The organism is Pseudohongiella acticola, from assembly GCF_001758195.1.
Taxonomy (GTDB): Bacteria; Pseudomonadota; Gammaproteobacteria; order Pseudomonadales; family Pseudohongiellaceae; genus Pseudohongiella; species Pseudohongiella acticola.
Map to the genome: position 1 here is coordinate 303,682 of NZ_MASR01000001.1, position 18,445 is coordinate 322,126.

Here is an 18,445-nt window from a genome sequence, read left to right on the forward strand (position 1 = left end):
GCTGTGGCGATCGTTTATGTCAGATATCGGGAATTCGTTCCGAGCCCCAGCTTTTTTCCACCATGGCGACAATATCGTCGAGCAGCGTGGTTTCGACTGCATCAGGGTTACCAGGCTCGAGGGAATCGTAATGAAAGATGTAGAGCCGTGACGCGAACTGTTCAAATGGCAATGATGCTTCTCCAAAGCGCTCGCCTCGTCCGGCGGTGCTCACCACCACATCGTGTCCCCAGTTCTGACCGCTGTCATTGTTCGGGTTATAAAAATACACGCGCATTATCTGGTCAGGATCCAGCCCTACCCGCTGAATTGTGATGGCATGCCAGCCAATAAAACGGCCGGCAGTATCGGTCACCGCAATGCCAGCAGGCTGGGGATGAATGACGGGCTGATTGTCATTAAAAAACGGGTGATAAGAGGCATAAAAATAACGCAGAAATTCACCCAGATTCTGCAGATGACCGGTAGCGATATCTACGGCAATACGAAAGCCCCGCCCCGTCCACCAGCCGTGAAACTCAGGATTGATCCAGCGGTGAGGGTCTTCATCACGACCGACACAGCGGCGCCCCATTTCGGCGTAAATACGGTCCAGGTGAGGCACCACCAACAGCGACACCGGGTCCTGGTCGAGCACCAGACCCGAAGCAAGACCGGACTGACTGGTCTGCGACGAGATCGGTTTACCTTCAAAATGCATGACTATTTCATCATCACGCGCTGCCCAGACGACCATTTGCAGAAGATAATCAGGGTCATTGTAAGCCCACATCGACAACGCGCGGGCAGACTGACAGGTCGGATTGTTGCCCTGTCCGACACCCAGTGGCAGTCCCAACATACACAAAACACCTTCCAGTAACCGCACTCGCGGAGGCTGGGCGTCGCCATAGGCTAGCGACAGACGCTCCTCAGCAACCGGATTGAGCGTTAAAGACAGTTGTCGCCATAACGCAGGTGCCACCGGCGGTTGATACAGTATTCCCCTTTCCAGCATCAGGGTCAGTCCATACAGTGCCTGTGCTGTCTCGGCGTGAATTGCCTGGTCAATAACTTCCATGACCAGCGGTCGGTAACACATCAGGCACTCTCGGCCCGTACTTGAGAGGCCAAGCGCCTCATGAATCAGGTGGGTCAAGGCCTGCTCCGAATACAGGTGCCTGAGCAGCACCACGTGGTACGACGATACCAGCCCGGTATCGTGCATGGCCCGCGACATTCCGGTTGACTCTGACTGCAACGCGGTTTCGTCCATTTTGCTCAATCGGTCCAGATAGACCTCGAGGCCCGGATCCTCCCGACAGGCTTCAGTCGGCCCGAATAGAGCACTGACCAGTCTATCAGCGCCTTGCCCGCTACTGCGAAACTCGATATTGGGATTGGCCTGACAGACAGCGATCTGGGTGACCATCTGCTTGACGGTGTCCACCTGGATCGGGCGCTGTTTCAGCACACGCCATATCTCGTCAATGAGACTGTCGATAATATGTTCATAACCGATGCGTTCGGCCAGATGATGCAGCAACAGGTCCGGAATGATGGCCGCCCGCCCCTGCGCTGTGCGCCTTGCCTCATTAACACCCTGAAACATGAGTTCCAGGTTGAGCGCCAATACCTGCGTCAGAAAATGGTGTGCCTGAACTGACGATATCGAGTCGTGAGCATAGTCCTCACGGGCAACAGCCAGTAATCTCAGCTCACTCATTGCCTCCAATACCAGAACGTCCGGGTCGCGTGTCTGGAAGGCGTACTGGGTCAGGGAGGCCACCAGTATTTGTGGTTCCGCCCAGTCCGTCCCCAGGAAAACGCCACTGGCATCCATTTTTTGAGCACGTTGCTCCAATGCTTCGCAGCCACCGGGCTGCATAAGAATACGCCGCGCTGTATCGAGAACGCGGCGTATTTTGAGGGGCTTGCTCAGTTCTGGCGTGTCAGCCAGTATCTGTAAGGCTTCATCCATGCGCGGCAGCAAATCTGCCAGTAGCGTGTCAGACATAAAAATCCAGCTCTTCCTGTTTTTTCAGCAGATCACGCATCTTATACGGATCATCCCCGGTGAAGTAAACCAGGCCCCAGTGTGTGCCAAACGCGGTTCGTTTGGTCACGGTCTCTTCCATGGGCTGAGTCAGTTCGTGAGATTCGAAGTAGGGATGGTTTTCCGTTTCTTCGGGCAACTCCATACGACTGACCACACGACGACGAGGATAAACACCAAAGCAGCCCGCATGGCATTTGGCATCGTCAATTTCTTTGGGAAAGAACGCCGTTATCTCTTCGTCCGTGGTTTTGGGGTCGAAGGACAGGATCAATGCCTGGTAGGCGTTAAAACCGTATACGCGTTCAAGCAACTCAAACACTTTAAAACCTGGCGGCCGATAGGCAACCTCGCCGAAGTACATTTCGTTGTCACTGGTGACAAAATACTCAGGGTGGACAAAGCCGAACTGGATATCAAAGGTTTTGATCAGTTTTTCCACTTGTTGCACAATCTGTGCGCGATATTTTTCCAGATCAGGTGTTGCCGGAACAAAAACCGAATAACCCAGCGTCACATACTCGGAAATGTTGAGAAACCTGATTTTACCGTCATGAACCCAGGCCTCCACGGCAAACTCCCAGCCATCGAGATGACTTTCCATCAGAATCGGGAATTCCTCATCCGGTATGCCGTAAACGTCGTCTGGAGTTCTGACAACGCGGTGTCCAAGACACCCGGCCTTGTCGAAGGCCTTGAGGTGAATGGGATCGCTGGGGTCACCGTCCAGTTTCAACAGTGTCTGGTTGACTCGCTTGAGGAAGCGCACTACGTCCTCTTTCTCGTGCGCTTCTTCAAATATGCCAACTCTGATGCCGCCAAGTTGCGCACGTCGTTTCATCAGGGATTTGTCGCGGAACAGGATGGATTGGCCAAACAGGCGGGGGTTATCCATCAACACGGCATTGATTGCACCGGCCCATTCGACGGTTTCTTCGAACAACGGGATGGCGACATCGACTCCTTTCTCCTGAAGCTTCTGTGCGATTTCCATGGAGCGGTCGTTGAGACGTTCAAAATTCCACGGAATATAGGGAATATCGTGTTTTTCACAGTATTCCTGTGCCCAGTCAGGCGCAACCACGACATATCGCCGATCAAAGCCTTCGGCTGCTTCCACCGCCGCCAGACTCCAGCCCAATAATGCTACGTAACCTTTTGCTGTATCTTTCTTCATATCTTGCTCCTGTCAGGAAATGCCTATACTGGAGCTTCTACATGCTAGCATTTTTGATCAGGAACTTCACGGAGGCGGCTGGCGACAGTAAACACGGTGGCTGTTTGCTCTGACACCGCATAGCTCTTACAATACACCCTGCCCGTTTTATCTTAGAGAGAGCCTCATGCCCGTCAGCCTGAAAACCCCGGATGAGATTGAAAAAATGCGTGTCGCAGGACGTCTGGCGGCAGAGGTCCTGGAAATGATAGGAACGCATGTAAAACCCGGTATCAGCACCGGTGAACTCGACCGTATCTGTCACGACCATATCGTCAACGTACAGCAGGCCATCCCGGCTCCGCTGAACTATAATGGCTTCCCCAAATCGATTTGCACCTCTCTTAACCAGGTCGTTTGCCACGGCATCCCCAGCGATAGCAAGATATTGAAAAATGGCGACATTCTGAATATCGATATCACTGTCATTAAAGACGGTTATCATGGTGATACCAGCAAGATGTTTTTTGTCGGCGATGTTGCGCCACATGCCAAACGCCTGGTCATGATCACTCAGGAATGTTTATACAAAGCCATGGAGATTGTCCGTCCGGGCGTTCAGCTCGGCGATATTGGTCACGTAATTCAGACGCATGCTGAAGCCAACAATTATTCGGTTGTACGCGAATATTGCGGGCATGGCATCGGCCGGGTGTTTCATGAAGACCCTCAGGTGCTGCATTATGGCAAACCCGGAACGGGGCTCAGGCTGGAAGAAGGCATGACCTTTACCATTGAGCCCATGATCAATCTGGGCGAGCGTCATACCAAACTGTCCAAAGCTGATGGCTGGACCGTGACCACACGTGACCGACGGTTGTCGGCACAGTGGGAGCACACCATGGCCGTTACTGCCGACGGTGTTGAAGTTCTGACCCGGCGCACAGAAGAAACGTTCTGAGCGCCGCCAACGCCCTGTTGATGTCATCGCCAGGGTAATCGCGCAAGCCCTGTACCCTACCCCAGGACACCCGCCAGTGTGTCGAGGACGATATAAATGAGTGAAATTCAACCGGTCGGTGTCGATACGTCAGCCGATCCCAAGTTGTTTGATAGCAGTGCCTTTGAGCAGCGCCTGCAGACTGGCGAATCTTCAGTTCAGGTGTTCCGGGATGCCTTGACGCATGCCCGGAAGGAGCTCGATTCACGTTACCGTGCCGGGGCCGAAATCAGAACGCTGATCACCGGCCGGGCCTGGTTTATGGATCAGATTCTGCAGCGCGCCTGGGCACAGTTCGACTGGGTCAATGCGAACCAGTTAAGTTTGCTGGCGGTCGGCGGTTACGGTCGTGGAGAATTGCATCCTCACTCAGACATTGATTTGTTGTTCTTGATGCAGGATGAACAGGCAGCAGCCAATAGAGATGCGCTGAGCGGCTTTTTCGCCTTTCTATGGGACATCAATCTGGAAATTGGGCAAAGTGTTCGCACCATCGCCCAATGTCGTGATGAAGCAGTCAAGGACATTACTGTCACCACCAGCCTGATGGAATCGCGCACAATTGTCGGACCCGAGCAGGATCCGGACAGCCTGCGCCAGGAAATGATCACCGTTACCCAGGCAGACGACGTCTGGCCGGCGCGAGACTTTTTCACTGCCAAACGCGATGAACAGATTGCCCGTCACAATAAGTACTACGACATCGATTATGCCCTGGAGCCCAACGTTAAAACCTCCCCCGGTGGACTGCGTGATATTCAGACCATCGGCTGGATTGCCAAGCGACATTATGATGCCGACAACCTGGCCGATCTGGTTAAACTGGGATTCCTGCTGCCTTCTGAATATGAGCAATTGATCAAGGGCGAAAAACTGTTGTGGAAACTGCGTTACGGCCTGCATTTACTCGCCGGTCGCAAGGAAGACCGTTTATTGTTCGACAAGCAGCGCGATCTGGCAGCGATGTTTGGGTATGAGGATGATGACAGGAGTCTTGCTGTTGAAAAGTTGATGCAGGAGTACTACCGGGCTGTCGCCACCCTGCGCGAGCTGAACGATATGCTGTTGCAGCTTTTTGATGAAGCCATCCTGCGGGCGGGCGAGAACGTTGAAGTTACCGAGATCAATAATCGGTTTCAGGTGCGCAACCGCTACATCGAGGTGCGTAATGGTGAGGTCTTCAAACGCTTTCCGTTCGCGTTGATGGAAATTTTTGTGTTGATGGCACAGAATCCGGAAATCAAAGGCGTACGTGCCTCCACTATTCGCCTGATACGTGAAAACAGAGCGCTGATTGACGAACAATTCCGGCATGATATACGCAATACATCCCTGTTTATGGAACTGCTGCGCTCTCCGCATGACCTTACGTCGCAGTTACGGCGCATGGCCCGTTATGGGGTACTGGGCCGTTACCTGCCGGAATTTGGTGCTATCACTGGCAAGATGCAGCATGACCTGTTTCATATTTATACTGTTGATGCCCATACCTTGCAGGTGGTGGAAAACATGCGCCGGTTCCGGCTGCCTGAAGCAGAAGAGAATTTCCCGATAGCCGCCCATATCGTTAATAAACTGCCCAAAATTGAATTGTTATATATTGCCGGCCTGTATCACGATATCGCAAAAGGCCGCGGCGGAGACCATTCGACTCTGGGTATGGAAGACGCAACGCTGTTCTGTCAGCGCCATCATCTGAGTGCCTGGGACGCCAAACTGGTGTCATGGTTGATTGGCAAACACCTGTTGATGTCGATGACCGCGCAGCGCAAGGACATTTCAGATCCTGAAGTCATTCACGATTTTGCCCTTGAAGTGGGCGACAAGCTGCATCTGGACTACCTGTATGCGCTGACCGTGGCAGATATTAATGCCACCAACCCGACGCTGTGGAACGCGTGGCGGGCGTCGCTGTTGCGTCAGTTATATTTGAGCACCAAAAAAGCGTTGCGCCGCGGCCTGGAAAACCCCATTGACCGTATTGATCGCATCAAGGACAAACAGGAAAGTGCGCTTGAGAAACTGCGCATCAAGGGTTTCAGCGACACAGATGTGCTGGCGATCTGGGAGAATACCGATGACGAATATTTTGTCCGTGAATCGGCTGCCAATATAGTCTGGCATACGGAATCCATCGCACGCCACAAAGCCTCCAGCGCAGCGGGAGAAACGCTGGTTCTGGTCCAGGACACAACCGATAGCCTGGCAGAAGGCGCTACCCATATTTTCATTTACACGGTTAACCGCAATCATCTATTTGCCAGTAGTGCAGCGGCCATGGAGCAGCTTGGCCTGAATATTCAGGACGCGCGTATATTTACGTCGAGTAAGAACTATTGCATGAACACCTACTCAGTGCTTGAAGGTGACGGCACATCAATTGGTGATAACGTTCGCAGAATCGACGAGATCAAGAAAATACTGAGCCAGTATCTTGCTGAGCCATCAGCGCACCTGCGGGTAGCCAAAAAGCGGGCCTCACGTAAACTGCAGCATTTCGGTCAGCAAGTGGAAATGGATATCATCAATAAAGCGGATCAGCCATGGTCGACGCTGGAACTGAACTGCATTGATAAACCCGGGATTCTTGCCGCAATCGGAAAGGTTTTTGCGGAGCAGGATATTCAATTGTTGAATGCACGCATTGCTACGCTTGGTGAACGAGTGGAGGACCTGTTTTTTATTTCCGACGCCAATGACCAGGCCATTGTCGATCAGGACCAGATAGAACGTCTGCAACAGGCACTGAACCAGGAACTGGCGGTCTGAGTCTATGATCAAACTCTATGGCATCAGTAATTGCGATACCGTTCGCAAAGCAGGTAAATGGCTGGACGCCAGGGGCATGCAGTGGACACTGCATGACTACCGCAAACACGGTATTGACGCCGCATTGGCAACCAGAATACTGGGCGTTTTTGGGCCTGAGCGCGTGATAAACAGGCGTGGCACAACCTGGCGTCAACTGGATGATAAAGATCAGGCAAAAGCGACTGATCCAGTCACCGCAGCTGAGCTGATACAGGCGCATCCTGCGCTGATCAAGCGACCTATTGTGGTGACCTCCGCGCAGCACTGGTTATTGGGTTACGACGAACTGATGACGCTGTCAGATTAGCAGGCCAGATTCGAATTATTATTGCAGGCCACCCGCGTTGCAGCTGGGGCCAGAACAACAGACTATTTTCAGGAGAGACAGACAGCAATGAGCACACCACAATTACATAGCTTTGGCCTGGGCATCGCAACTACCGATGCCCAACAGGAAATCATTGAAGTGTATTACCCACAACCAGTCGTCGACCCTGCACTGGAAACGCTGGCCGGCCTGATTCGTGACTGTGGTTATCGCGGTGGCAATGAGTGTATTACGCTGACACCGGCACACTTGCGCAGCTTGCTGGATACACCGGAAGCAAAAACAGACCCTGCGTTTGCTGCGATTGTCGACACGCTCGCCGGCAGTGAACAGACCGTTGTGGCGATGTTCATAGCAGAAGACAGAGCGCCCACAAGCGTCGCTGAAGTCTACCTGAAACTGCAGCTGCTATCGCACCGCCTGGCCAAACCACATGGTCTGAATCTGCAGGGTGCTTTTGGTGTCCTGCGGAATATCGCCTGGACCAACCATGGCGCGATCGCTCTTGAGGATCTGCCCGCCCGCCAACTGCTGGCCAGGTCCCAGGGACAGCTCATTGATGTCATGTCAGTCGACAAATTCCCCAAGATGACCAACTATGTTGTGCCTGCCGGTATCCGAATTGCAGACACTGCCCGTGTGAGGCTGGGGGCCTATGTCGGCGAAGGGACCACGGTCATGCATGAAGGTTTTATCAATTTTAATGCGGGAACCGAAGGTACTGCGATGATCGAAGGGCGTATTTCTGCTGGCGTCATGATTGGCGAAGGTAGTGACCTGGGCGGCGGATGCTCCACCATGGGCACGCTCTCAGGCGGCGGTACTGCCATTATTTCAGTCGGCCGCGATTGCCTGATTGGTGCGAACGCTGGCATTGGCATTGCCCTGGGTGATCGTTGCATCGTTGAGGCCGGGTTGTATGTGACGGGTGGTACCAAGGTTAGCCTGCTGGACAATGAAAACAATCTGGTAGAGCTGATTAAAGCGAAAGCATTGTCTGGCAAGAACGACCTGTTGTTCAGACGCAATTCGCAGACCGGAGCCGTCGAATGCAAAACTAACAAAACCCGTATTGCATTGAATGCAGACCTGCATACGCATAACTGAGCCCGACGACCCTGAACCCAACGACAAGAGCCTGACCGAATGAGCCAGACACTGGAAGATCAACACCTGACACCCACCACAGAGTTGGCTGTCCAGCTACTCAAAATCGCTTCCATTACGCCGGATGATAAAGGCTGTAATCAGCTGATGATGGATCGTCTGCAGGCGATTGGGTTTAAATGCGAAGTGATGCAATTTGGCAACGTCAATAACTTCTGGGCCAGACTGGGTGATTCGGGATCAGTTCTGTGTTTTGCTGGTCATACTGATGTAGTGCCGACCGGACCTGAGGAAAACTGGCAGTCGCCGCCGTTTACGCCGACGCTTCGCGATGGTTTGTTGTATGCGCGTGGTGCTGCAGACATGAAAGGCAGCCTGGCAGCCATGATCACGGCTTGTGAGAACTTTGTTGCCAGGTGCCAGGCAGACAAAATTGAGCCAGCTGGCTCAATAGCATTTCTGATTACGGGCGATGAAGAAGGCGCGGCCATCAATGGCACCCGCAAGGTCATCGAGGCACTGGAAGCCAGAAATGAAAAAATCACCTGGTGTATCGTCGGCGAACCCAGCAGCACAGAAACACTGGGGGATGTCGTCAAGATTGGTCGCCGTGGATCACTCCATGGCTTGTTGACAGTGCGGGGTATACAAGGCCATGTGGCCTACCCGCATCTGGCAAAAAACCCGATCCACCAGGCGATGGCACCTCTGGACAGTCTCGCACGGGAAACCTGGGATGACGGTAATGCGGCCTTCCCTCCTACCACGTTTCAGATATCCAATATTCAGTCGGGCACCGGTGCTGACAATGTCATTCCGGGCGTCATGACGGCTGCTTTTAACTTTCGTTTCTCCACGGAACTCACTGAAACTGACATCCGTCAGCGCACCGAGTCGATACTGAATACTCACGATATTGACTACAAAGTGGAGTGGAAACTGTCAGGCTTACCGTTTCTGACCAGCAGCCAACACCTGATTCAGGCTGTCACAGACAGCGTGCACGAGGTCAATGGCGTAGTGACACAAGCGTCAACCTCAGGTGGTACCTCTGACGGTCGTTTTATCGCGCCAACAGGCGCTGAGGTTGTCGAGCTGGGGCCCTGTAATGCGACCATCCACAAAATCGATGAACATGTTCGACTCACGGACCTGGATGATCTGTCCTTGATGTACGAGGGTGTTATGCGCCGATTGCTGCTTGACGGTTGACTGCTCTTCTCGAAAATCAGTCAGGCTGTTCCTCGGTGCCGACATAGATATCAAACCGGCTGGTTTTCCCGGTAAGACTGGACGCAGGTGTCAGTCCCCCCAATGGCAGCGCCAATCGTGGGCGTTTGACTACCACTTTCGCGGTCAGTTTCAACGCCACAGGTAACAAACCTTCGCCTGTGGCCTCTGCACCATGCAGTTGTTGTAACAAGAATCGGTTTTTTTTCACCCGTGCCGCTTTGCCCCGCCCGGGAAACATGGGGTCCAGATAAATAACCGAAGCTGACTCCAGGGACGGCAGGACAACGGCACTGTCGCCAGGCTCACATAAGGTCAGTCGAGCCAGAATCTGTTTTAGCATTCGCCATTGTCGAGCAATCGGTGCGGACAACTGCTGATTAATGTCGCTGACAGCGACTGCTTCACGTGCGCGCCTAAGTCCATCTTCAAGCAATGCATGAACTACCGGAGATTGTTCAACCAGGCTGACCTGCCAACCTGCTGCTGCCAGAATAAAGGCATCCTGGCCAAGGCCGGCAGTGGCATCAATCAAGTGTGGCGGTGCCAGACTGGCCTGTTGATGAGAAACACACCCTCCAACCGCTTTGACAACTGCTTCACGGGACAGCGATTGAGTCAGTCTGAAGTTAAGTTTTGCATCGTTAAAGTCGACACAGACGGTCCCTGATTCCCGGGAAGACGGACGGCTCAGAGTCAGTCTGTTGTTCACGTAGGATAACATCAGTCCTTGATGATGGGCCGCGTTCTCCACCAGCGGTACCCGCAAACGGTTGGCAAGCAGTTCGCTGCTGGCACTGTCCGATCGCTGCAGGACCACCAAATCACTCATCAGGACCTCCGGTATGCCATATCTTCCTTAAGATAAATCGGCAGTGCTTCGTCCGCTGCCTCAAGCTGTCCGGATGCGAAGGCGTATTGGCCAAGATCGCACAGTGTACCAGCGTCAGTGCCGACACCGGACAGCAAAACCAGGCCCCTGCTCTCAGTTGCATGCCGTAGCGCTGATTGCTGCCAGCCGTTGCCGACGCAGCAGCGTGAATGATCTTGCACGTTCACGTCTGTTTCCAGCAGCGCCAGAATTGATGCAGAGTCACAAATCTGATCTTCGATCAGAACGACTGGTTGTTCGCTGCCATTATCCCGATAACAGGAAAAGTAGTATTCGTCTTCTCGCGCATGAACGCAGGCGTAAACTATGCGCTGAATATGGGTACTGGCATTGGCGGTCTCACAACTGGTTTTGAACGCCGCGCGGGCCAGCATCATCAATGCAGAAATCCGGATAACGGGAATGTCGACACCAAATGCCAGTCCCTGTGCAACGGCAGCCCCTATTCTTAAACCGGTAAATGATCCTGGACCACTGACGATAACGATGGCGTCCAGTTGACTAAGGCGTAGACTGGATTCATCAAGAAGAGCCTGCACCATCGGCAGTACGTCGTTGGCGTGCTTGCGAACGACCGAACCTGAGCGCTTGATCTGAACGCTGTCTTGAACTAGAGCGACTGAACAAATATCAGCTGCGGTATCGATAGCCAATAAGGTTGTCATATCACTGAATCGGAAAGATGGCGGAAATGTTAGCGCTGTACAAAAACTAACATAATGGGAAGCCTGGTGAGGAAAAAACGTGCCGATCAGTTGATCGGCACGTTTCTCTGAGACCGATCAGGCCTTTGCGGGAGCCGCTTTGGTTTTTGCAGCTTTACGCTTGGCCGGAGCCTTTTTGGCAGCTGTTTTCTTTGCTGGCGCTTTTTTCTTCGCGGCAGTTTTCTTGGGTGCTGCTTTCTTGGCCGGTGCCTTTTTTACTGCTGCTTTTTTGGCAGTAGTCTTTCTGGCAGTCGTCTTTTTAGCTGCAGCCTTTTTGGGCGCTGCTTTTTTTGCAGCAGGCTTGGCTTTAGACTTGGCAGCAGACGCTTTCGCTTTAGCAGCAGCGCGCTTGGCGGCGGCGCGTTCACGGGCGGCCTTGGCTTTTGCACTGGCTCGTGCCTTGGCAGCGGCTTTGCGAGCAGCCGCTCGCTCACGTGCTGCTTTAGCTTTAGCTGCAGCTCTGGCTTTTATAGCAGCCTTCTTTGCAGCAGCTTTGGCTTTAGCAGCTGCTTTTTGAGCGGCTGCCTGTTCCTTGGCTTTTTGTTTCTTGACGCGGGCGGCTTCTTTAGCTGCATCAGCTTTCTTGCGCTTTCTCATCCACTGATCAGAGAATGCTTTAACCGCTTTGTTGAGATCGGCATCAGCTTTTGCGGCCAGATCAGCTTTACGCTTCTCTTCGGCTCGCTTTTTAGCTTCAGCAGCAGCTTTTGCTCGTGCCGCAGCAGCTGCTGCTTTGGCTTGTGCTTGAGCTGTTTTGAGTTTGGCGTTGACGGCCGTCAGGTTGGCGGCGGCTTTCTTGGCAGCAGCCTGGGCACTTACCTTGGCTTTTTTGCTGGTAGCAGTAGCACTCTTGGACGCTTTAGCAACGGCTGCTTTGGCTTTTACTTCAGCCGCTTCAGCTTTCTTCTTGCTTGCTGCGACATCCTTCTCTATTTTTGCCAGAGATGCTTGAGCTTTTGCCAGGCCAGCGTCTTTAACTTTTTTGACCGCTGATGTGGCAGACGTCTTCTTTTTTGCTTTAACTTTGGCCATACTTTTATCTCTCCAGAACTGTGGAAAAAAACCACCTTCGACTTTCAACGCGAAAATGACCCACGTTTGAGCGGCACGATAACACAAAAAAATATTGCTATACAGTAATATGCATCATTTTTTAACTATTTTTTACTGGAATCGACCTATCAAAAACCGGATTACGCATTTAAAACTTCTGCCAATCTGTTTCTTATTTTCTGCACGTCTGCCTGGCCGTCGATACTGACCAGTTTTACGCCCGTGTTTTTTTCTTCCAGAGATTTGTAAAACTGAACCAGCGGTTGTGTCTGTTCGTGATAGACCGACAGTCGTTTACGCACGGTTTCTTCTTTGTCATCGTCACGTTGCACCAACGCTTCACCTGTTACATCATCTTTTCCCGGTGTTTTCGGTGGCTGGTGTTCGAGATGATAGACCCGCCCTGAGTCGGGATGCACACGTCGACCGCTCAGACGTGCCACGATTTCTTCATCAGCAACCCGTATCTCAATGACGCGGTCGATATCGATACCCGCATCTACCATCGCCTGTGCCTGCGGTATTGTGCGGGGGAAGCCATCAAACAGGAAACCATTCGCGCAATCTGGTTGAGTAATTCGTTCTTTGACCAGGGCAATAATGATTTCATCGGTGACCAGGCCACCGCTGTTCATGACGTCTTCGACTTTCCGGCCCAGTGGCGTCCCGGCTTTAACGGCGGCACGCAACATGTCACCGGTGGAGATCTGCGGAATGTTCAGCTCCGTCGTGATGAATTGTGCCTGCGTACCTTTGCCGGCACCGGGCGCACCCAATAAAATAATTCGCATAGTCACTCCTGTTTGCAATTCCAAGTTAGTAGCATGTCGTTAATATTTCTGGTTCTCTGATCGTTTGGCAGCCTGCCAATAGTGTTCCAGTGTCTCAGCAGTGCTTTCTGCAACAGAACTGCCCGCCTCGCGTGCACTGGTCTCAAGATGTCGAAACCTTCGCTCGAAGCGTTGATTGGCTCGGCGCAGGGCAGTTTCTGGGTCTGCCTTAAGATGTCGAGCGAGATTAACACAAGTAAACAGTACATCACCTAATTCATGTTCCTGAGCCTGACTGTCTGAATTCGCCAGAGCTTCCTGAAGCTCGGCTATTTCAGTCTGCAGGCAGGACAACACCTGACTCGTCTCCTGCCAGTCAAAACCAACAGATGAGGCTCGCTTCTGCAGCTTTCCCGCCCGTTCTATCGCTGGTAGTGCGCTGGCAACATCATCCAGTACACTGACTGGCTCACTACCGCGGGCCGCGTTCTCCCGTTCAGCGTTCTTGATCAGTTCCCAGTTACGTTCAACGTCATCGGCTGAGAGTTCTGTTGGCTGGCCAAAACTTGTCAGGCTGCCATCAGGAAAAATATGCGGGTGGCGATGCAGGAGCTTCCTGAGTATGGCATCGGCGACGTCACCGAGGTCAAAGGACCCCGATTCTTCTGCGATACGCGCGTAGAACACAACTTGAAATAAAAGGTCACCGAGTTCGTCGCAAATTTTAACGGAATCACCCTGCTCTACTGCATCTATCACCTCATACACTTCTTCCAGCGTGTGTCGGGTCAGTGATGACAGCGTCTGTTTGCGATCCCACGCGCAGCCATGCTCCGGATCACGCAGGCATGCCATCAGCTGCACGAGTTGAGCTAGCGCAGTGGCCTGGTCTTTCTTATCCTGCTTTAGGTCAGTCACAATTCTCCGTCCTCCAGTCGTCGGGCTTCAATGACACTGTCCAGGTGGTTCAGTCGATCGAGTGCCCGCGCCAGGCTGTGGTATGAAGAGATTTCAATTTCCAGTTGAATCGATGCTGTCTCTGAACGTTTGTCACTTCGTGTGTTTACTGCCAATACATAGACTGCTTCATTGGCCAGAATTGTAGTGACGTCGCGCAACAACCCGGCACGGTCACGCGCAATTACAAGTACATTGACAATGACCGGGCTGTTTGCAGGCATCCCGGTTTCTGATTGCTCGTCCGTAAACAGGTCCGGTTTACTGGACAGCAGGGACAGTTGCTGTGCGGTATCGATGACTTCATGTACTTCTATCGCACCGGTGCCTATAGAGACGAACAGGCCTTCCGCATTTCGACAGCCAAGACGACGAGAGACTTCTTCGTAAGGAAGCTGGCGAATAGCCAGTCTTTTCAACTCAGTTTCCAGCCACTGCTTGCCATAACGTATATTCTGTTCACGATCCTGGGTCTTGAACCATTGCACCAATTTGGCGCGGGCACGTGGTGAATTGACATAACCCAGATGGGGTTTTAACCACTCCCGATTGGGCTCGTTAAGTTCACTGGAGAGAATCTCGACACGGTCACCTGTCTTTAACTGATAATTCAGTGCCACAATTCTGTCGTTCACGCGTGCTCCAGAACAATGATTGCCCACCTGTGTATGGACATAATAGGCAAAATCCACGGGTGTGGCGCCAGCCATCAGGTCAACGACATGACCTTCCGGCGTAAAAACATACACACGATCATCGGCACTGGCATCGCTGCGTAACTGTTCTGCCAGTCCGCCGACCATACCCATCTCATCATGCCAGGCCAGAACCTGACGCAACCATTCGATCTTCTCGTCGAAACCATCGCGATAATTCGGGTCAACAATGCCTTCTTTGTAACGCCAGTGCGCACAGACGCCGAGTTCGGCATCGTCATCCATGGCGAACGTGCGAATCTGAATTTCAAACACCTTGTTATCAGGTCCGATAACCGCAGTATGCAGGGACTGATAGCCGTTTTCTTTCGGGTTGGCGATGTAATCATCGAACTCATTTGGAATCACGCGCCAGAGATTGTGCACAATGCCCAGGGCTGCGTAACAATCACGCACATCAGGGACCAGGACACGGACCGCACGTATGTCATAAATCTGCGTGAAGTCGAGTTGTTTACGCTGCATTTTACGCCAGATGCTGTAGATGCTTTTGGCTCTGCCATTGATCTCGGCATCGATACCGGCGCGAGTGAACTGACGTCTGAGCTCTTCAGTGACTTCAGTAATAAAACGCTCACGGTCGACCCGGCGTTCGTCAATAAGACCGGCGATACGCTTGTAGTTATCAGCCTGCAGGTATCTGAAGGAGAGGTCTTCCAGCTCCCACTTTAACTGCCCTATTCCCAGCCTGTGGGCCAGCGGTGCGTATATATCGAACACTTCGCGGGCAACTCTGCCGCGTTTCTCGTGGCCGGCGGTTTTAACGGCGCGGATGGCGCAGGTTCGTTCGGCCAGTTTTATCAAAGCTACCCTGACGTCATCGACCATCGCCAGCAGCATCTTGCGCACGTTCTCTACCTGATCCTGGCTCTGGCCCAAAACGCGGGTTTTGCTGGTATCGGTCTCATTGATGGCAGCCATGCGCAGAACGCCGTCGAGCAGCGTTGCGATGCTTTTGCCAAAAGTTTCCTGGACCTGCTCCAGAGGTAACCTGGATTCACGCACAGGGCGATACAGCAACGCGACAATGACGGCCTCACTGTCAAGGTGAAGCTGGGCCAGAATCTCGGCCATCTCAAGCCCAGTGCGATAAGCACTGACACCGGGTGACCAGGCGTTCTTGGCGGCGACAGCAAGACTTTCGACATGCCAGCTCAGGTCACAGGCACGACGGATGTCATCATGCCGTGACAGACCGACATAACTCTCCAGTCGAGCCAGCCACTGCTCGAAGTTGACACTGCCATCGGCATTAAATGAATATTCTTCGCGTACCTGAACCATAAAGTAATCTATGTTTTTAGAACAAAGAGCGCCATCGATTCTACATGGCCGGTGTGGGGAAACATGTCCATAACGCCTGCACTGATCAGCTCATAACCCTGACGCTGTAACTCTGCTGCATCTCTTGCCAGCGTTGCCGGGTTGCATGAGACGTACACAATTTTTTGCGGCAATAATTCACGAATCCGGGCCACTATTTCGATGGCGCCAGAACGCGGTGGGTCCAGCAACAATTTGTTGTATACCGGTTTTGCCCAGGTTTCACTGTTGAAATCAGTGAACAGGTCGGCATCGTAGAAACGGGCATTGGTGATGCCGTTGCGTTGTGCATTCAGCGAAGCACGTTGAACCATGTCCGGACTGCCCTCGACACCGGTGACGGCTTTGCAGCGCAAGGCCAGTGCCAGCGTAAAATTGCCCAGGCCACAGAACAGGTCGAGCACATTATCCTCTGGCTGCAGGTCCAGCAGCTCCAGCGCCTGGTCTATCATCTGACGGTTGATACCGGCATTGACCTGGGTAAAGTCACCAGGCTGAAACTCCATGCTGATTGCCGGCACGGTGCCGTCGGGGCCGCCATCGCTTTGTGGCAGGTAGTAAAACAGAGCGCTGTCATTATCAGCTGGCCAGAATTTTTGCACCGTATCGGGACCGCCAGACTGTAAAAACCAGACAATGCCATGGCTTTCGGCGAAGGCCCGCAGACGGCTCAGATCGGCCTCCGTCAAGGGGGTAAGATGACGCAGAATCAGAGCGACACTGAGTGCATCGGGCAGCTCTTCGGTAGGCACACAATGAGATTCGCCGACAGCCACCTCAATCTGCGGTATGTCACGGCAGGCATCAAGCGTCAATATAAGCGTGCGCAATGGGCTGATCAGATCGGCAACCGGTTTCACCAGAACCGAACAGTGATGCATGTCGGTAATAAACGTATTGGCAGTTTCTCGAAAGCCCACCAGTACGTCTGCTTTTTTGTGCACGTAGCGAACAGCGAGTCGGGCTTTGCGCCGATAGTGCACCGTGTCTCCCGCCATTGCCGGCAGAATTGCAAAATCAGCAATGCCGCCGGTGTGTTTCAACTGATCTGTCAACACCTGTTGTTTGAGATCCAGCTGAGCTGACGATGCCAGATGCTGTAGCACACAACCACCACAGATGGCGGCGACCGCACAGGGCGGCTGTACGCGCTGTGATGACGCCAGCAGAACATCCTGCACCTTGAGTTCGTCGTACTGGCTGCGCTGGGATTTGTAGACGGCAGTTACCTGCTCCCCTGGCAGCGCGCCATCAACAAACGCAATTTTTCCGTCGATTCTGCCTACGCCCCGGCCTTCATGGCTGAGACGTTCTATATCAAGCGTTACCGCTTCAGCGGGCAGCTTTTGCCGCCGGCGTCGAGATTTTGTCATAAGGTCAACTCAGGAAAATACACCAGTGGAAAGGTAGCGATCACCGCGGTCACATATAATCGCAACAATGACGGCGTTTTCGACTTCGCGGCTCAGTTGCAGCGCTCCAAATACTGAGCCACCGGAGGACACTCCACAAAAAATGCCTTCTGTTTTAGCCAGGGCTCGCATCGTATCTTCGGCATCGCTTTGTGCGATATCAATGATTCGATCGACGCGGGCAGGGTCAAAGATGCGTGGCAGGTACTCTTGCGGCCAGCGGCGAATGCCGGGGATCTTGGAGCCGTCCTGAGGCTGCAGGCCAATAATCTGAACGTCAGCGCTCTGCTCCTTGAGGTATCGCGAAACGCCCATGATTGTGCCGGTTGTTCCCATGGAGGCAACAAAGTGAGTGATGGAACCATGCGTGTCGCGCCAGATTTCGGGGCCGGTGCTCAAGTAGTGCGCTGAAGGGTTGTCAGAATTGGCAAATTGGTCAAGAATTTTGCCTTTTCCCTCGCGCCCCATTTTATCCGCCAGGTCACGCGCACCCTCCATGCCTTCGGCGTCGCTGACCAGGACCAACTGCGCGCCGTAGGCAGCCATTGAAGCCTTTCGCTCCTCGGACATTGTTTCCGGCATCACCAGTATCATGCGATAACCCTTGATCGCTGCCACCATCGCAAGAGCGATGCCGGTATTGCCGCTGGTTGCTTCAATAAGCGTGTCACCCGGTTTGATATCTCCCCGCAGCTCAGCCTGTCGGATCATATTAAACGCCGCTCGATCTTTGACCGAACCGGCCGGGTTGTCACCTTCCAGTTTGAGAAGAATGGTGTTGCTTGTATTACCCGCCAGACGTTGTAATCGCACCAGCGGTGTGTTGCCGATACGGCTGTCGATAGCAGGATAAGCGTCTGCGCGGGTGGTCGGGGAATTTTTGTTACTGGACTGACTCATGGATACAATCATACGGTTGCTGAAAGAGGCGCAATTTTACCCTGTATTGTG

The 18,445-nt window shown here is 53.0% G+C and carries 15 protein-coding genes; 5 read left to right on the top strand and 10 right to left on the bottom strand.

Annotated elements, in window-relative coordinates; genetic code table 11:
• Positions 1–19: 19 nt before the first annotated feature.
• A complete protein-coding gene (locus PHACT_RS01350; RefSeq protein WP_070115578.1) occupies positions 20–1,996 on the bottom strand; it encodes a hypothetical protein in 1,977 nt (658 codons plus the stop codon).
• Entirely contained in the window at positions 1,989–3,212 is a 1,224-nt protein-coding gene (locus PHACT_RS01355; RefSeq protein ID WP_070115579.1) for an ATP-grasp domain-containing protein, read from the bottom strand. The genes PHACT_RS01350 and PHACT_RS01355 overlap by 8 nt, the downstream gene beginning before the upstream one ends.
• A 166-nt stretch (positions 3,213–3,378) precedes the next feature.
• Here PHACT_RS01355 and map point away from each other — a divergent pair, with 166 nt between their 5' ends.
• From map to dapE, 5 genes are all read left to right on the top strand, one after another.
• Positions 3,379–4,152 (top strand): type I methionyl aminopeptidase, encoded by a 774-nt coding sequence (map, locus tag PHACT_RS01360; protein WP_070115580.1) that lies wholly within the window; start codon positions 3,379–3,381, stop codon positions 4,150–4,152.
• A gap of 96 nt (positions 4,153–4,248) precedes the next feature.
• On the top strand, positions 4,249–6,960 hold the full coding sequence (locus PHACT_RS01365) for a [protein-PII] uridylyltransferase (RefSeq protein WP_070115581.1): 2,712 nt from the start codon (positions 4,249–4,251) through the stop codon (positions 6,958–6,960).
• Between the two features lie 4 nt (positions 6,961–6,964).
• On the top strand, positions 6,965–7,309 hold the full coding sequence (locus PHACT_RS01370; protein ID WP_070115582.1) for a Spx/MgsR family RNA polymerase-binding regulatory protein: 345 nt from the start codon (positions 6,965–6,967) through the stop codon (positions 7,307–7,309).
• 87 nt (positions 7,310–7,396) lie between these two features.
• The gene (dapD, locus tag PHACT_RS01375) at positions 7,397–8,437 is read left to right on the top strand and encodes a 2,3,4,5-tetrahydropyridine-2,6-dicarboxylate N-succinyltransferase (RefSeq protein ID WP_070115583.1); all 1,041 of its coding nucleotides are present in this window, start codon (positions 7,397–7,399) and stop codon (positions 8,435–8,437) included.
• A gap of 39 nt (positions 8,438–8,476) precedes the next feature.
• On the top strand, positions 8,477–9,649 hold the full coding sequence (gene dapE, locus PHACT_RS01380) for a succinyl-diaminopimelate desuccinylase (RefSeq protein WP_070115584.1): 1,173 nt from the start codon (positions 8,477–8,479) through the stop codon (positions 9,647–9,649).
• Positions 9,650–9,665: 16 nt separating this feature from the next.
• On the opposite strand, the gene PHACT_RS01385 is transcribed toward dapE, so the two are convergent.
• The 8 genes from PHACT_RS01385 to cysM all read right to left on the bottom strand — a co-directional run bounded on the left by PHACT_RS01385 (position 9,666) and on the right by cysM (position 18,394).
• The gene (locus PHACT_RS01385; protein ID WP_070115585.1) at positions 9,666–10,499 is read right to left on the bottom strand and encodes a class I SAM-dependent methyltransferase; all 834 of its coding nucleotides are present in this window, start codon (positions 10,497–10,499) and stop codon (positions 9,666–9,668) included.
• The gene (gene tsaB / locus PHACT_RS01390) at positions 10,499–11,224 is read right to left on the bottom strand and encodes a tRNA (adenosine(37)-N6)-threonylcarbamoyltransferase complex dimerization subunit type 1 TsaB (RefSeq protein WP_070115586.1); all 726 of its coding nucleotides are present in this window, start codon (positions 11,222–11,224) and stop codon (positions 10,499–10,501) included. The genes PHACT_RS01385 and tsaB overlap by 1 nt, the downstream gene beginning before the upstream one ends.
• 117 nt (positions 11,225–11,341) lie before the next feature.
• Positions 11,342–12,295 (bottom strand): hypothetical protein, encoded by a 954-nt coding sequence (locus PHACT_RS16295; protein ID WP_169819362.1) that lies wholly within the window; start codon positions 12,293–12,295, stop codon positions 11,342–11,344.
• A 161-nt stretch (positions 12,296–12,456) separates the two neighbouring features.
• On the bottom strand, positions 12,457–13,107 hold the full coding sequence (gene adk / locus PHACT_RS01400; protein WP_070115587.1) for an adenylate kinase: 651 nt from the start codon (positions 13,105–13,107) through the stop codon (positions 12,457–12,459).
• Positions 13,108–13,146: 39 nt separating this feature from the next.
• The gene (gene mazG / locus PHACT_RS01405; protein WP_245730532.1) at positions 13,147–14,004 is read right to left on the bottom strand and encodes a nucleoside triphosphate pyrophosphohydrolase; all 858 of its coding nucleotides are present in this window, start codon (positions 14,002–14,004) and stop codon (positions 13,147–13,149) included.
• On the bottom strand, positions 14,001–16,043 hold the full coding sequence (locus tag PHACT_RS01410; RefSeq protein WP_070115588.1) for a RelA/SpoT family protein: 2,043 nt from the start codon (positions 16,041–16,043) through the stop codon (positions 14,001–14,003). The genes mazG and PHACT_RS01410 overlap by 4 nt, the downstream gene beginning before the upstream one ends.
• 8 nt (positions 16,044–16,051) lie before the next feature.
• Positions 16,052–17,455 (bottom strand): 23S rRNA (uracil(1939)-C(5))-methyltransferase RlmD, encoded by a 1,404-nt coding sequence (rlmD, locus tag PHACT_RS01415; protein ID WP_070115589.1) that lies wholly within the window; start codon positions 17,453–17,455, stop codon positions 16,052–16,054.
• A gap of 9 nt (positions 17,456–17,464) precedes the next feature.
• Positions 17,465–18,394, bottom strand: a complete 930-nt coding sequence (gene cysM, locus PHACT_RS01420) for a cysteine synthase CysM (RefSeq protein ID WP_070118067.1) — start codon at positions 18,392–18,394, stop codon at positions 17,465–17,467.
• Between the last annotated feature and the right edge of the window lie 51 nt (positions 18,395–18,445).

Bases quoted from the DNA above. Each gene is read 5' to 3' on its own strand.
- map (WP_070115580.1), top strand. From the start codon at position 3,379: ATGCCCGTCAGCCTGAAAACCCCGGATGAGATTGAAAAAATGCGTGTC.
- tsaB (WP_070115586.1), bottom strand. From the start codon at position 11,224: ATGACAACCTTATTGGCTATCGATACCGCAGCTGATATTTGTTCAGTC.
- PHACT_RS16295 (WP_169819362.1), bottom strand. From the start codon at position 12,295: ATGGCCAAAGTTAAAGCAAAAAAGAAGACGTCTGCCACATCAGCGGTC.
- PHACT_RS01355 (WP_070115579.1), bottom strand. From the start codon at position 3,212: ATGAAGAAAGATACAGCAAAAGGTTACGTAGCATTATTGGGCTGGAGT.
- dapE (WP_070115584.1), top strand. From the start codon at position 8,477: ATGAGCCAGACACTGGAAGATCAACACCTGACACCCACCACAGAGTTG.
- PHACT_RS01410 (WP_070115588.1), bottom strand. From the start codon at position 16,043: ATGGTTCAGGTACGCGAAGAATATTCATTTAATGCCGATGGCAGTGTC.
- PHACT_RS01370 (WP_070115582.1), top strand. From the start codon at position 6,965: ATGATCAAACTCTATGGCATCAGTAATTGCGATACCGTTCGCAAAGCA.
- adk (WP_070115587.1), bottom strand. From the start codon at position 13,107: ATGCGAATTATTTTATTGGGTGCGCCCGGTGCCGGCAAAGGTACGCAG.
- dapD (WP_070115583.1), top strand. From the start codon at position 7,397: ATGAGCACACCACAATTACATAGCTTTGGCCTGGGCATCGCAACTACC.
- rlmD (WP_070115589.1), bottom strand. From the start codon at position 17,455: ATGACAAAATCTCGACGCCGGCGGCAAAAGCTGCCCGCTGAAGCGGTA.
- cysM (WP_070118067.1), bottom strand. From the start codon at position 18,394: ATGAGTCAGTCCAGTAACAAAAATTCCCCGACCACCCGCGCAGACGCT.
- PHACT_RS01350 (WP_070115578.1), bottom strand. From the start codon at position 1,996: ATGTCTGACACGCTACTGGCAGATTTGCTGCCGCGCATGGATGAAGCC.
- PHACT_RS01365 (WP_070115581.1), top strand. From the start codon at position 4,249: ATGAGTGAAATTCAACCGGTCGGTGTCGATACGTCAGCCGATCCCAAG.
- PHACT_RS01385 (WP_070115585.1), bottom strand. From the start codon at position 10,499: ATGAGTGATTTGGTGGTCCTGCAGCGATCGGACAGTGCCAGCAGCGAA.